The following is a 14,305-nucleotide window of genomic DNA, read 5'->3' as shown; positions in this document are numbered from 1 at the left end:
TGGTGCAAGCGCCGGTTCAAACCTTCAGAATGCGCTCGCCGCGGCCGATACCCGAGCCGCCCGTACGGACGGTCTCAAGAATGGCAGTGCGATCGATGGCATCGAGAAACGCGTCGAGCTTGCTGCCGTTGCCCGTCAGCTCGATCGTGTAGGTCTTCTCGGTCACGTCGATGATGCGGCCGCGGAAGATGTCCGCGGTACGCTTCATCTCCTCGCGCTCCTTGCCGACCGCGCGCACCTTCACGAGCATCAGCTCGCGCTCGATGTGCGCACCTTCGGTCAGGTCGACGACCTTGACGACTTCCACCAGGCGGTTCAGGTGCTTGGTGATCTGCTCGATGATGTCGTCCGAACCGGTCGTGACGATCGTCATGCGGGACAGCGAGGCATCTTCAGTCGGAGCGACCGTCAGCGTCTCGATGTTGTAGCCACGCGCGGAGAACAGGCCGACCACGCGCGACAACGCACCCGGTTCGTTTTCCAGCAGGACGGAAATGATGTGGCGCATTAGAGGTCCTCCGCGCCGAGCAGCATTTCAGAAATGCCCTTGCCTGCCTGGACCATCGGCCAGACGTTTTCGGTCGGGTCGGTCTGGAAGTCGAGGAACACGGTGCGATCCTTGAGTCGGAAGGCTTCGCGCAGCGCGGGCTCGACGTCAGACGTCTTCTCGATGCGCATGCCAACGTGGCCATACGATTCGGCCAGCTTTACGAAGTCGGGCAATGCCTGCATGTAGGAGTGCGAGTAACGGTTGTCGTACTCGATTTCCTGCCACTGGCGCACCATGCCCAGGTAGCCGTTGTTGAGCGAGCAGATCTTCACCGGCGTGTCGTACTGCAGGCACGTCGACAGTTCCTGGATGCACATCTGGATCGAGCCTTCACCGGTGATGGTGACAACTTCCTTGTCCGGGAATGCCTTCTTGATGCCCATCGCGTACGGCAGGCCCACACCCATCGTGCCCAGGCCGCCGGAGTTGATCCAGCGGCGCGGCTCGTTGAACTTGTAGAACTGCGCGGCCCACATCTGGTGCTGACCGACGTCAGAGCAGACGAAAGCGTCGCCGTTGGTCAGTTCCCAGATCTTCTCGACCACGTACTGCGGCTTGATGATCTCGGAGGTACGGTCGTACTTCAGGCAATCGACGCTGCGCCACTGCTCGATCTGTTCCCACCACTTGGCCAGCGCCGTCTTGTTGGGCTTGGCTTCGCCAGACTGGATCTGGGCGATCATCTCCTGCAACACATCCTTGACGTTGCCGACGATGGGAATGTCGACCTTCACGCGTTTGGAAATGGACGACGGATCGATGTCGATGTGAATGATCTTGCGCGGCTGCGACGAGAAGTGCGCCGGGCTGCCGATCACTCGATCATCGAACCGCGCGCCGATGGCAATCAGAACGTCGCAGTTCTGCATCGCCATGTTGGCTTCGTACGTGCCGTGCATGCCCAGCATGCCCACGAACTGCTTGCTGGTGCCAGGGAACGCGCCCAGGCCCATCAGCGTGTTCGTCACGGGGTACCCCGTCAGCGCAGCCAGTTGGCGCAGCTCTTCGCTGGCCTCGGCAAGCACCACGCCGCCACCCGAATAGATGTACGGACGCTCGGCCTGCAGCAGCAGACTGACCGCCTTGCGGATCTGACCCGAATGGCCCTTGTTGACCGGGCTGTACGAGCGCATCTCGATGGTCTTCGGATACTCGTACTTGCAGAGTTCGCGCGAGACATCCTTCGGGATGTCCACCACCACCGGACCCGGACGGCCCGTTGCGGCGATGTAGAACGCCTTCTTGATGGTCGAGGCGAGGTTGCGCACGTCCTTGACCAGGAAGTTGTGCTTGACGATCGGGCGGGTAATGCCGACGGTGTCGCACTCCTGGAATGCGTCCTGGCCGATGGCGTGCGTCGGCACGTTGCCGGTGATGATCACCATCGGGATCGAATCCAGGTAAGCGGTGGCGATGCCAGTCACGGCATTCGTCACGCCGGGGCCGGACGTCACGAGGGCGACACCGACCTTGCCCGTGGCACGCGCATAGCCGTCAGCCGCATGGACTGCCGCCTGTTCATGGCGCACCAGGATGTGTTCGATCTTGTTTTGCTTGTAGAACGCGTCGTAGATATAGAGCACCGCGCCGCCGGGGTAACCCCAGACGAACTCGACGCCCTCTGCCGCGAGCGCATTGACGAGGATGTCAGCCCCCATCATGTCGGCAGATGAACCGCTATTGGCGTGGGAAAATTCCGCGCTTGGCATATTCATGTCAGTCCTTTGCAATTTTCGGCAAAAAATTGTTTGGATGCTCTCTACCGGGCTTGTGGCGCGGATTTGAGCGGTGCGCGTCTGCATGGATGGTCCGCCTGATGGGCGGCCAGATGAGACAAACCACAGATGTTGTGAACCGAGGATAATACTGCAATGCCGCATGGCGGTCCAGCGCCGGTGCGACTCCCCTCTCCTGGCGGCGCACCCGGCCGCCGGACTGTCCGCGGAGCCGCATTTTTGCTAGCATCGCACCATTTTTCACGGCCAAGGCCGTTGACGCCACGCGGCGTGATCATCACATGCTGTGAATGTGAATTTTCGCGCGGCTGCCTCACAGGATTCGCACCCGCCGTTGTATGGCCTCTGAACAGGAACTGTCGGCCTTTCTTTTAAGCGTCGAAAAACGCGCCTTCAAGCAGGCGGTCTTCGCGGTCCGAGACGACGATTCCGCGCTCGACATCGTGCAGGACGCCATGATCAAGCTGGCCGAGAAATACGGCGACAAGCCGTGCGCCGAACTGCCGCTGCTGTTCCAGCGCATTCTGCAGAACACGATTCACGACTGGTTTCGTCGCTCCAAGGTGCGCAACACCTGGGTGAGTCTGTTCTCGAGCTTCCGCACCGATGCCGAGGGCGATGACACCGACCCGCTTGAACTGATCGAAAGCGAAGCCGGCACCACAGCGGCTGAAAGCAGCGCCGACAAAGTCGAGCGCTCGCAAATGCTGGAAATCCTGGAACGCGAAATCGAGAAGCTGCCCACACGTCAACGGGAGGCCTTCCTGATGCGTTACTGGGAGGACATGGATGTTGCCGAGACAGCCCAGGCGATGGGCTGTTCCGAGGGCAGCGTAAAGACGCACTGCTCGCGGGCAACACACGCCCTGGCCCAAGCGCTGCGGGCGCGAGGGATCCGACTATGAACAAGGTAGAACTCCGAGAACGCCGTTTTGTGCATGCCGTCCGAACCGCTCTGAATGAGTCGGCTGGACAGTTGCCGCCCGACGTACGCGACCGCCTCGCAGCGGCGCGCCGGACGGCGCTTGCGCACAAGAAAGCGGAAGTGCCCAGCACGGTGCACTCGCCTGCCTTGGCGATGCCGGGCGTCGGCTCGATGTCTTTCGAGACGGAAGGCGAAACGCCCTCCCCCCTGCAACGCGCCGCCGCAGTCCTGCGTCGCCTCGGCTTGCTCTGGCCGACCATCGCGCTGGTGGCCGGGCTCGCAGGCATCTATCAGTGGCAACAGCAGCAACGCGTGGACGAACTCGCGGAGGTCGATGCCGCAATGCTGCTCGACGATCTGCCGCTGGCCGCTTACGCCGATCAAGGCTTCCATCAGTATCTGAAGCACGATCAGTGAAAGGCTGATCGATGAGCGACTTCCTGTACACCCACGGCCAAACACCGCGAGGCGCAAAGACCTTCTGTCTGCGCGCGGGCATCGTTACTTTGATCGGTGCCGCCGGTCTGATGGCAGGTCTTGCGATCGCGCAGGTTCCGAGCACTTCGGCGCCTGCGGCGGCATCGGGCGTGACAGTCAATGCGCCGGTTGATCTGCCGACACCGCCCGCGACCAATCCGCTACCCGCCGTCCATCCGAACTGGGCCGAGCTGACCATCGTGCAGCAGCGCATCTTCGCGCCGCTGGCGCCGGAATGGAACGGCCTGCCGGAACTGGCGCGCCAAAAGTGGCTGCAGATCGCCCGGGCATATCCGAAGTACACGCCGGCTCAGCAGCAGCGCTTGCAAACACGCATGGCGGATTGGGTCAAGCTCACGCCGGAGCAACGCCACCGCGCGCGTGAGAATTTCCAGACCACCAAGTCGCTCCCGGTGCAAAAAAAGAGCGAGGCCTGGCAGAGCTACCAGCAACTGACTGAAGAGCAGAAAAAAGCGCTGGCTGCCGCGGCCAAGGCGCAAAAGCATCCGACAGCAGTGACGGCGCTGCCCGGCGGGGCACGCTTGGCGAAGGACGCGGCCAAATCGATCCATCACGGTGCGCGCACCAAACCGGGTACGACCAAGACGGTGCCGACGAGCAAGCCGACTGCCACGGCATCCGCGCCGGCCGCAACCCCTGCGCCCGAACCTGCCGCTGCCGCACCGGCACCTGCAAGTGCGCCGCTCACACCTGTGCACCCTGTTGCACCGCCGACCACCACCGGCGGGGAATCGGGCAATCCGCCGCCCTCCACGGTGCTGGGCGGCTGAGGCCAGCCAACCCTTTGGCATAATCCGAACCACGTGCCGCGCGATCCTGCTCGCCGGCACATGAAGGACTGCGCTGACGGCGCGCTCACACTCTGTTCGATGGCCACTTCCGTTCCCTCGTCTTCCCCCGTTGCGGCGCCTGATCCGCTTGCCGCGCCCACGCTACGCCGCCGTCTTGCCGCGATGCTCTACGAGGGCTTGTTGCTGTTTGGCGTAATGTTTGGCGCCACGGCTGTCTTTCTGCTCCTGCGCCTGATCGTGCCACCACTGGCGCGCACCGGCGATGTGGGGCTGCAGGTGTGGGGCTTTCTGGCGCTGGGTCTGTACTTCGTCTGGTTTTGGCGCAAGCGCGGCCAGACGCTGGCGATGCAGACGTGGCGCATGCGCGTGGTCAACGCCGATGGATCGCGTATTTCGCTGGGCCGCGCCGTTGCACGCTATCTGCTCGCGTGGATGTGGGTGGCCGCGGCAGTGGGCGTGATTCACCTGAGCGGGGCGTCCCGCTGGACCCGCGCCGGCGTCGCTCTGGCGTGCCTGCTGGCCTGGGGTGCGCTGGCGTGGCTCGATCCGCAGCGCCAGTTCCTGCACGATCGCCTGGCCGGCACGCGGCTGGTGCGCGACTGATCGGTTCCACGCTCGGCGGCAACCTCCACCATGACGCGCGCCGATCTGCCAACCTCGCCTGTTCCCCTCGCCTTCCTGACCGCAGCCACCGCGCGCCGCATCGCCGTGGCGCTGCAATGTGCGGCAACGCTGGCGGTTGGCTGGGCGGCGCATTACTGGGGCGGATGGAGCTGGCCGGCGGCGAGCCTGCTCGCGGGCGCCGCGCTGGTGCTGGGCTATCTCCTTTCGGTCGGATGGGCGTTCCTGGTGTCGCTGAAGAGTCTGGGCACCGCGATACCGGACGACCCCGTGTGGGACCGCATGCCCGTGCCGCGCGAACACCGCATCGGCATCAACGCCTTCATCGGGTGCTGGCTGCGCGAATGTGTATCCGTGGCGTGGATGTTCAACGTGCTGCAACCGTTCCGAGCGCGCGCCGCGTTCGATTTACCGGCGGGCGACGGCAAGCGCGTGCCTGTGCTGATGATCCACGGCTATGGCTGCAATCGCGCGGTATGGCTGCCCATGCAGAAGCATGTGGCCGCCGCAGGGCATCCGATCGACGCCATCGATCTCATGCCGCTGCTAGGCGACATCGACGACTACGCCCGCGACATTACTGCCGCTGTCGCACACCTGACGCACATGCATGGCCGTGCGCCCGTTCTGCTCTGCCACAGCATGGGCGGCCTCGCCGCACGAGCGCTGCTGCGCCAATCGGAATCCGGCCCCGTTGCCCACGTCATCACGCTCGGCACGCCACATCGGGGCACGGCAATGGCGCGTAGCGGGCGCGGTCATAATGTTCGCCAGATGGCTTGGGCAAGCCCTTGGCTGCGGCAGCTTGCAGCATCCGAAACGCCGGCCGTGCGAGCCCGCATCACGTCGATTTTCTCGTGGCACGACTCCATCGTCGGCCCGGCTGGTGCTTCCTGGCTGGACGGCGCGCGGCACATCGCATTTGCGGGCATCGGCCATGTGTCGCTGCTATGCGACGCACGCGTGCGCGACGCTGTGCTGGCGGAACTCGCGCGCATCGAAGCCACCTCCGTGAGCCCATCTGGTTGAAACGCGCGCCCGGCGCAGGTCTTGGGCGCACCCAGCCCCCTTCTCGGCAAATACGTCATGTGACGGTCATGTTTCTGACACGGCGCTTTCATGCGGCGATGGCGAAATCCGTCCAACGCAGCCTCTGTTGCCGACATGGTCCTGCCCAAACTGCCATCTCGCCCTGGTTTCCTCCGCCGCCTCGCGCAACGCTTTCGCGCTGCTCCCCTCACCGGTTCCGACTGGAATGCTCCACCGCCTCTGATGCAAATGGCTGCCGGACTAGCCGCTGCCGGTGCGCTGGGCTCGGCTGTGCCGGCGGGCCGCGGCGATGTGCGCGAGCACGAAGCTCCCGTTGCCACGCCGGCTTCCACGTTGGCGCCAGAGCACTCGGCTGACACGGACACCGACCCGCCCGCCGAGAAGATCCAGCGCTACCGCACGATCTGGCTGTCGGATATCCACCTCGGCACGCCGGGCTGCCAGGCCGATTACCTGCTGGACTTTCTCAAACACCACGAGTCCGACACGCTGTACCTGGTGGGCGACATCGTCGACGGCTGGCAACTGCGCAAGGGCTGGTACTGGCCCCAGGCACACAACGATGTGGTGCAGAAGGTGCTGCGCCGGGCGCGTAAAGGCACGCGCGTGGTGTTCATCCCGGGCAACCACGACGAGATGGCGCGCCAGTTCCACGGGCTGAATTTTGGCGATATCGAAGTCGCTGAAGACGCTGTGCACGTCACCGCCACGGGCAAACGCCTGTGGGTCGTGCACGGTGACCTGTTCGACGGCGTGATGCAGCATGCGCGCTGGCTGGCCTACGTCGGCGACTCGCTCTACACCTTCATCCTGGCGATGAACCGGCACTTCAACCGCATCCGCGTGCGGCTGGGTTTTCCGTACTGGTCGCTGTCGCAATACCTGAAGCACCAGGTCAAGAACGCGGTCAACTTCATCAATTCATTCGAGCGTGTGATGACGGATGAAGCGCGCCGCCGCGGCTGCGACGGCGTGGTCTGCGGGCATATCCACAAGGCCGAGATTCGCGAGATCGACGGCCAGCTCTACTGCAACGACGGCGACTGGGTGGAAAGCCTTTCTGCCCTGGTCGAAACCATGGAAGGCGAACTGCAGATCGTCTACTGGACGCATCTGCTCGATGCGCCGCGCACCTCCCGCCGCGCACGCCGTGCCGCTGCGGCCGCCGCCTGATGGGACCCCTATGACCAACACCAGCATCGACCTCGTGCAGCCCACCGCAGCCCAACCTACCCCCCAAGGAGAGCCCGTGAAAGTCATGATCGTCACCGATGCCTGGGAACCGCAGGTCAACGGCGTCGTCCGCACCCTCACCCAGACGCGCCGCGAGCTGGAGGCCATGGGGCACATCGTCGACATGATCACGCCGCTGGAATTCAAGACGGTGCCGTGCCCGACGTATCCGGAAATCCGCCTCTCGATCCTGCCGGCCAAGCGCGTGCGTGCGCGCATCGAGAAGTTCGCCCCGCAGGCCCTGCACATCGCCACCGAAGGCCCGCTCGGCCTGGCCGCACGCGCCTATGCGCTGCGCCACAAGCTGCCCTATACGACGGCGTATCACACGCGTTTTCCGGAATACGTGCAGGCGCGCTTCGGCATTCCGCTGGCCTGGACGTATCGCTTCCTGCGCTGGTTCCACAGCCCCGCCCAGGCCGTGATGGCACCGACGCCCGTGGTGCTGAAAGACCTTGCCGACTACGGCATCACCAACGGCGTGCTGTGGACGCGCGGCGTCGATCTGGACATCTTCACCGCACAGCGCAGCAACGTGCTCAACACGGCGCATCCGATCTTCCTGTACGTCGGCCGTGTGGCCGTGGAGAAGAACGTCGAAGCCTTCCTGGAGCTGGATCTGCCGGGCTCGAAATGGGTTGTGGGTGAAGGCCCGGCACTGGCCGGATTGAAAGCCAAGTACCCGAACGCCAGCTACCTCGGCGTGCTCAAGCAACCGGAGCTGGCCAAGGTGTATGCCTCGGCCGATGTGTTCGTCTTTCCGAGCCGCACCGACACGTTCGGCCTGGTCCTGCTGGAGGCACTGGCCAGTGGCCTGCCGGTTGCCGCATATCCGGTGACAGGCCCCATCGACGTGCTGGGCGATTCACCGGCTGGTGCGTTGCGCGAAGACTTGCGCGAAGCCTGCCTGGAAGCGTTGCGTATCGACCGCGCCACGGCGCGTGCGCACGCCGAGAAGTTCTCGTGGCGCGCGGCCTCGGAACAATTCCTCGCGCACCTGCGCCCGATGCCCGCCGCGCCAGCCGGCAACACCAAGGCCGCCGAACCGTCCACCGCCGCGGGTGCCTGAGCCTTGCGTTCCATGAAACCCACTACCCCGCCGGACCGGCGCCTGGAAAATCCGCCTGCGCCGCCGGCGGCCGGCGCCTATTCGCCGGCCGACAACCCGCATAAGGGCAATCGCGGCATCACGCGGGCATGGTTTGCGCTCAAGAACTCCATCAGCGGCATCCGCTTCGCCATCGACGAGGAAAGCGCCTTCCGCCAGGAGCTGACGCTGTGCGCGATCCTGCTGCCGTGTGCATTCGTTATTCCTGCCACGGTGGTCGAGCGCATTCTGATGCTCGGCACGCTGGTGCTGGTGCTGATTGTCGAGCTGCTCAATTCGAGCGTGGAAGCGGCGGTCGACCGTATCTCGCTGGAGCAGCACGGGCTGTCCAAGCGCGCCAAGGATTTCGGCAGCGCGGCCGTCATGCTGGCCCTGCTGCTGTGTGTGGGGACGTGGGTGGCGATTGCCTGGCCGTGGGTAGCGTCGCTGTTGCATTAGGAACACCAGCGAAAAACCGGTGACAACGTTTGGTAATGCCTGCCCACAGCATGTGGGGGTCGTTGCACGGGCACGATCTCTTATAATCCGGGCACCAATACGCCACGGAGACAGGGCCACCGGCCTTGGCAGTTCAATGGAAACCAAGCAGCATTCCACCGGCCCACGCCGCACGCGTGATCGCATCCTCGAAGTGTCGCTGCGCCTGTTCAACGAACTGGGCGAGCCCAACGTCACCACCACGACGATCGCCGAAGAGCTGGAGATCAGCCCTGGCAATCTGTACTACCACTTCCGCAACAAAGACGACATCATCAACTCGATCTTCGTACAGTTCGAGCAGGAGATCGCGCGTCGCCTGAAGTTGCCGGATGACCACAAGGCCACACTCGACGAGACCTGGGGCTACCTGCAGTACATGTCGGAGTTTCTTTGGAACTACCGCTTCCTGTACCGCGACATCAACGATCTGCTCGCGCGCAACCGCATGCTTGAACTGAACTTCAAGCGCATCGTCGAGCAAAAGCGCCACTTCGCCATGGACATCTGCCACCAGTTCATCGAAGACGGCGAGATGGAAGCCACGGCCGAGCAGGTCGACGTCATCTGCACCAATATCGTCGTGATTGCCACTTACTGGCTGTCGTTCCAGTTCGTGCAGCACCCGCGTCAGTACAACGACCAGAACGCGATCCGCGACCACCTGCACGGCGCGAGCTACCACATCCTGTCGATCCTCGCGCCTTACCTGCGCGGCAAGCCGCGGCGGGCGTTCGATTTGCTGGCGGTGAGCCGCAGCAACGATCCGCCTATCGGCACCGCGGGCACTCCAAGCAACAACATCCCTGCTAAATGAAATCGATCTGCGTTTACTGCGGCTCCAGCCCGGGCGAGCGCCCGGAATACAAAGCCAATGCCATCGCGCTGGGCAACGAGATGGTCAAGCGTGACCTCACGCTCGTCTACGGCGGCGGCAACGTCGGCCTGATGGGCGTGGTGGCCGATGCGGTGCTGCACGGCGGCAGGCCGGTCATTGGCATCATCCCGAAATCGCTGGTGCGCAAGGAGGTCGGGCATAAAGAGCTGACCGAGCTGCACATCGTCGACAGCATGCATCAGCGCAAGCAGATGATGGCTGACCGTGCAGATGCCTTCATCGCCATGCCCGGCGGCGTCGGCACCTACGAAGAGCTGTTCGAGACGTTCACCTGGCTGCAGCTCGGCTATCACAACAAGCCGATCGGCCTGCTGAACGTGGCGGGCTTCTACGACAAGCTGCTGGCCTTCATCGACCACGCCGTGCAGGAAGGCTTCCTCAAGCGCCACCACGCCGATCTGCTGCACGTGAGCGACGACCCTGCCGGGTTGATCGACATGCTGGCGCGTGCGCCTCGCGAGACGGTCGACAAGTGGTCGGAGCGCCGCGAGCGCACGTAAGCACCGCCAGCGCTAAAACGACGACCCCGGCTGCGTCAGAAACGCAACTTCCTCGGGTGTGGAAACGCGCCCGAGGGCTTCGTTGCGATGCGGGAAGCGCCCGAAGCGCGCCACGATCTCGCGGTGTTTCTCAGCCCAGATGAGCGGGTCCGCATCACCTTCCTGGTCACGCAGGCATGTGTAGAGGCGAATCGATTCGTCCTGCGCAGACAGCGCCTCGCTATGCTCGAACGGCAGGTAGCAAAACATGCGGTGATGGCGCGTCGGTAATTGCGCATCCCACCCTGCTGCCACGACGATCTGCGCGGTGTGCAGCGCAGCCGCGTCGCTGGCAAATGCGCGAGCACTGCCGCGAAACATGTTGCGAGGGAACTGGTCCAGCACGACGATGCGCGCGATGGCGTCGAGCGGCGTATCCATCCAGGTGTCGGCGTCTCCCGTGGAAAGCGCTTCCCACAGGGGCAAGAAGCGCGCGCGGATCTCGGCATCAAACGCGTCAGATTTGGTGAACCACTCCGGGCGTGCGTCAATCAGCGGCGCATTGCCGAACCAGAACGCGAGCACGTCGTCTGCGGTGGGCAAACCGATCATCGGGGTCTCCTTGAATCTGTTTTTGTACGGTGCGCTTTAGCGCGGCACCTTAGCGCTGCACGTTCCGCATCCAGTCGGCGGTTTGCCAGAACGCCTGCATCAGTCGCATCTGCAGGGCTTCGTCCAAGCCAATATCTTGCATGGCGAGTGCCATGCAGCGCATCCACTGATCACGCTCCTGCGTGCCGATCTCGAACGGCATATGCCGCGCGCGCAAGCGCGGGTGGCCAAAGCGCTCGATGAAATGATTTGGGCCGCCCAGCCAGCCGCACAGGAACCAAAACAGCTTGTCGCGCGACCCATCCAGGCTTTGCGGATGCAGTGCGCGCAGCACGGCAAATTCGGGCTCCAGATCCATCAGGTCGTAGAAGCGGTCAACGAGTTCGCGCACGCGCGCTTCGCCGCCAATCAGGTCAAAAGCCAGGGCTTCCTGGCCAGAAGTTGCGTCAGTCATACAGCGTCAGTCACATCAGAAATTTCAGGCGTCGTCATGCGTCACGAAGCGTTGCCATGGCCGGGCGACGCAGCACGTCGCGCAACCCCAACCAGCCGCCAACAAAGGCGCACGCCATACCGCTCACGATGCCCACCGGCAGGATCGCAGGGTTGAAACGATACGGAAAATCGAACACGTGCGCCGAGAGCACCCAGCCGATGGCGATTGCGCCTACACCTGCCATCAGCCCGGCCAGGCCGCCCACGATCAGTACTTCTGCATACTGGGTCTGACGTACCACGGCGGAGCCCGCACCCAGCGCGCGCAGCACGCCTGCGTCGCGCAAGCGCTCGTCACGCGAGCCGGAGAGCGCGGCGTACAGCACCAGCACACCCGCCGCCAGCGTGAAGACGAAGAGGAACTCCACCGCCGCCGTCACCTGATCCAGCACGCCCTGCACTTGTTGCAGGATCAGCTCGGTGTCGACGACCGTCAGGTTTGGAAACTCACGCACGAGCTTGGCCGGCAGATCAGCCTGCCCGGTGGGAATGCGGAACGCGGTCACGTACGTCTGCGGCATGTCGTGCAACGCCACGGGCGGCAGGATCACGAAAAAGTTCACGCGCATCGAGCTCCAGTCGAGCTTGCGCAATGACGTGATGGGCGCATCCACCGTCTGCCCGGCGACGTCGAAACGCAGCACGTCACCCAGGTGCAGGTCGAGCGTCTTGGCGATGCCCTCTTCCACCGAGGCCTCGGGCTTCTGCCCGCTGAACCATCGGCCGGCGACGATGCGATTTTCGGGCGGCTGCGCCGTGGCGTACGACAGGTTGAATTCGCGTTCGACCAGATTGCGGGCGCGCGATTCAGCATAGGTCTGGCGGTCGATCACCTGGCCATTCACCTGCGTGAGGCGCCCGCGCACCATGGGGTAGAGCTTTGGGTCGGCCACGCCGGCATGGGCCAGGGCTTGCGCCACGGGCGTCACCTGATCGGGCTGGATATTGATGATGAAACGGTTGGGCGCATCGGCCGGGGTGGCGTTGTGCCACGAACGGATCAGGTCATTGCGCGTCATGGCAAGCAACAGCAGCGCCATCAGGCCGACCGCAAGCGCCACGGTTTGCAGCACGCTCACGCCACGACGGCGCTCCAGTACGGCCAGCGCAAAGCGCCAACCCACGCTGAGCGCGCGACCACGCCCCAGCGACACCGCCAGCGCGCGCAATCCGCCGGCAGCCAGTAGCGCAAACACGACGATTGCGCCGGCAAACCCGGCGGCGGTGAGCGCACCAAGTTTTACGTCGCGCGCAGACACCACAAGCAGCGCAAAGAACGCCGCAGCACCCAGCGCATAACCGATCCATGCAGCAACGGCGCGCTCGGCCACATCGCGCCGCAGTACTCGCAGCGGCGCCACGCGCACGAGGCTCAGCAACGGCGGCACGGCAAAGCCGATCAGCAGCACCAGCCCCGCCGTCACGCCCACGACTGCCGGCCAGACGGATGGCGCGGGCAATGTCACCGTGACCAGGTCGCCGAGCGATGCCAGCAACAACCAATGCGCCCCATAACCCAGTGCCACGCCCACCGCCGAACCGATCACGCCGATCAGCCAAAACTCCAGCGCAAACGTGCCGAGAATCTGTCCCTGCTTGAGGCCCAGGCATTTGATGACGGCCACCGCATCGGTATGCCGCGTGGTGTAGCGGCGCGCGGCCATGGTGATCGCCACTGCGGCAATCATCGCGGCGAGCAAGGCGACGAGCGAGAGGAAGCGCTCGGCGCGGTCCAACGTTTCGCGCATCTGCGGCTGGCCGTTCTGCAGCGATTCAACGCGCACGCCACGCAACTGGCGCGTTTTCGCTTCGTTCTCGGCCCAGGTGCGGAACGCGCTGGCAGCGGCATCGGGGCCAGCCACCAGCAGGCGATACGTGACCCGGCTGCCGTAGGTGACAAGCCCCGTCGAACCCAGATCCGACATGGGCAGCATCACCCTGGGGGCGAAATTCATGAAGCCGGCGCCGCGATCAAGTTCCTGGGTGATGACATGGGCGACCTTGAACGTGCGCGTACCCAGGCGGATCGCATCGCCCACGCGCATGCCGAGCGCTTCGAGCAGCGGTGCGTCCACCCACACCGTGCCTGCAGCAGGAATGCCCTGGATGGGCGCGCCCACGGTATCGCGCCCGTCATCGCTCACCTTGAGGGTGCCGCGCAGCGGGTAGCCCACGTCGACGGCCTTGATGGCAGCGAGTTGCGATACGGGTTCGCCCGAGGCGCCCTTTGCCAACGTGCTCGCCATGCTGGGGAAGGTGGCGGTGTGCGTGACTTGCAGGCCGCTCGCGCGCACATGCGCCTCGATGTCGGGTGGCAACGGCTGGTCGGACACGATCAGGACATCCGCGCCGATCAGCTGGCGCGCGTCGCGCTCCAGCCCCGCATGCATGCGATCGGCCAGGAAACTGACGGACGCCAGCGCTGCCACGGCCAACACCAGCGCGACGAGCAGGAGGTTCAGCTCACCGGCGCGCCAGTCGCGGCGCAGCATGCGCAGGGCTTGGGTCCAGACGGAGAAACGTGACATGGGCAGAACATTGACGGGGCGCTCGATCGCGCGAACCCCGCCATGTTCGCACGACTTCAGCGGGCCAGCGTGCGAGCCTCGTCAGCGTGCCAGGGCAGCGCCTGCTCTGCGGTCAGCAGCGAAACGTGCTCGGTCGGCCGGTAGCCTGCGAGGTGGCCAAGGCCTTCGCGGAAGGCGGGCTGACCGATGCGCTCGATCAGCTCGCGCACCCAGGGCGACAGCGCATCGTTGCGGCGCACCGCCAGGTAATACGTTTCGCGCGTCAGCGGAACAAAGTGCAGGCCGTGGGCTTCGGCGCCCGGGC

Annotated in this window: 15 protein-coding genes and 1 pseudogene; 10 read left to right on the top strand and 6 right to left on the bottom strand. The window is 64.5% G+C overall.

The genetic code is table 11. From position 1 onward, the window contains the following. Positions 1 to 16: 16 nt before the first annotated feature. Both ilvN and ACTJK4_RS24280 read right to left on the bottom strand, forming a co-directional pair. Positions 17 to 508, bottom strand: coding sequence for an acetolactate synthase small subunit (ilvN, locus tag ACTJK4_RS24285; protein WP_004630835.1), 492 nt, complete (start codon positions 506 to 508; stop codon positions 17 to 19). Then, complete coding sequence (locus tag ACTJK4_RS24280) at positions 508 to 2,265, bottom strand: acetolactate synthase 3 catalytic subunit (RefSeq protein WP_045206179.1); 1,758 nt, start codon at positions 2,263 to 2,265, stop codon at positions 508 to 510. Before ACTJK4_RS24280 ends, ilvN begins: the two co-directional genes overlap by 1 nt. A gap of 359 nt (positions 2,266 to 2,624) precedes the next feature. On the opposite strand from ACTJK4_RS24280, the gene ACTJK4_RS24275 reads away from it, so the two are divergent. From ACTJK4_RS24275 to ACTJK4_RS24230, 10 genes are all read left to right on the top strand, one after another. Next, positions 2,625 to 3,191: an RNA polymerase sigma factor gene (locus ACTJK4_RS24275; RefSeq protein WP_260801843.1), complete on the top strand. Its 567-nt coding sequence runs from the start codon at positions 2,625 to 2,627 to the stop codon at positions 3,189 to 3,191. Further along, the gene (locus ACTJK4_RS24270; protein WP_232040475.1) at positions 3,188 to 3,628 is read left to right on the top strand and encodes a DUF3619 family protein; all 441 of its coding nucleotides are present in this window, start codon (positions 3,188 to 3,190) and stop codon (positions 3,626 to 3,628) included. The genes ACTJK4_RS24275 and ACTJK4_RS24270 overlap by 4 nt, the downstream gene beginning before the upstream one ends. A gap of 11 nt (positions 3,629 to 3,639) precedes the next feature. Next, positions 3,640 to 4,479 carry a DUF3106 domain-containing protein gene (locus tag ACTJK4_RS24265; protein ID WP_440819142.1) on the top strand — a complete coding sequence of 280 codons (840 nt, stop codon included), beginning with the start codon at positions 3,640 to 3,642 and terminating at the stop codon, positions 4,477 to 4,479. Positions 4,480 to 4,578: 99 nt separating this feature from the next. Further along, a complete protein-coding gene (locus tag ACTJK4_RS24260) occupies positions 4,579 to 5,103 on the top strand; it encodes an RDD family protein (RefSeq protein ID WP_440819172.1) in 525 nt (174 codons plus the stop codon). A gap of 30 nt (positions 5,104 to 5,133) precedes the next feature. Beyond that, entirely contained in the window at positions 5,134 to 6,150 is a 1,017-nt protein-coding gene (locus ACTJK4_RS24255) for an esterase/lipase family protein (RefSeq protein WP_440819141.1), read from the top strand. A gap of 243 nt (positions 6,151 to 6,393) precedes the next feature. After that, positions 6,394 to 7,344, top strand: a complete 951-nt coding sequence (locus ACTJK4_RS24250; protein WP_232040479.1) for a UDP-2,3-diacylglucosamine diphosphatase — start codon at positions 6,394 to 6,396, stop codon at positions 7,342 to 7,344. An 85-nt stretch (positions 7,345 to 7,429) separates the two neighbouring features. Then, the gene (locus ACTJK4_RS24245; RefSeq protein ID WP_232043025.1) at positions 7,430 to 8,473 is read left to right on the top strand and encodes a glycosyltransferase family 4 protein; all 1,044 of its coding nucleotides are present in this window, start codon (positions 7,430 to 7,432) and stop codon (positions 8,471 to 8,473) included. A gap of 12 nt (positions 8,474 to 8,485) precedes the next feature. After that, the gene (locus ACTJK4_RS24240) at positions 8,486 to 8,950 is read left to right on the top strand and encodes a diacylglycerol kinase (protein ID WP_232040480.1); all 465 of its coding nucleotides are present in this window, start codon (positions 8,486 to 8,488) and stop codon (positions 8,948 to 8,950) included. A gap of 136 nt (positions 8,951 to 9,086) precedes the next feature. Beyond that, positions 9,087 to 9,806 carry a TetR/AcrR family transcriptional regulator gene (locus tag ACTJK4_RS24235; RefSeq protein WP_440819140.1) on the top strand — a complete coding sequence of 240 codons (720 nt, stop codon included), beginning with the start codon at positions 9,087 to 9,089 and terminating at the stop codon, positions 9,804 to 9,806. Next, complete coding sequence (locus ACTJK4_RS24230; RefSeq protein ID WP_440819139.1) at positions 9,803 to 10,387, top strand: TIGR00730 family Rossman fold protein; 585 nt, start codon at positions 9,803 to 9,805, stop codon at positions 10,385 to 10,387. The genes ACTJK4_RS24235 and ACTJK4_RS24230 overlap by 4 nt, the downstream gene beginning before the upstream one ends. A 12-nt stretch (positions 10,388 to 10,399) precedes the next feature. Here ACTJK4_RS24230 and ACTJK4_RS24225 read toward each other — a convergent pair whose 3' ends face one another. From ACTJK4_RS24225 to ACTJK4_RS24210, 4 genes and pseudogenes are all read right to left on the bottom strand, one after another. Further along, a complete protein-coding gene (locus ACTJK4_RS24225) occupies positions 10,400 to 10,978 on the bottom strand; it encodes a DUF924 family protein (protein WP_316869795.1) in 579 nt (192 codons plus the stop codon). A 49-nt stretch (positions 10,979 to 11,027) separates the two neighbouring features. After that, complete coding sequence (locus ACTJK4_RS24220) at positions 11,028 to 11,432, bottom strand: group II truncated hemoglobin (protein WP_147214697.1); 405 nt, start codon at positions 11,430 to 11,432, stop codon at positions 11,028 to 11,030. 34 nt (positions 11,433 to 11,466) lie between these two features. After that, entirely contained in the window at positions 11,467 to 14,001 is a 2,535-nt protein-coding gene (locus ACTJK4_RS24215) for an ABC transporter permease (protein ID WP_440819138.1), read from the bottom strand. A 56-nt stretch (positions 14,002 to 14,057) separates the two neighbouring features. Next, positions 14,058 to 14,305, bottom strand: a pseudogene (locus ACTJK4_RS24210) (substrate-binding domain-containing protein); the annotation flags it as partial.

This window comes from Ralstonia sp. 22111 (assembly GCF_052045895.1).
GTDB lineage: Bacteria > Pseudomonadota > Gammaproteobacteria > Burkholderiales > Burkholderiaceae > Ralstonia > Ralstonia wenshanensis.
The sequence above is the reverse complement of the archived record's forward strand: the minus strand, read 5'-3'. Positions and strand labels throughout refer to the sequence as shown.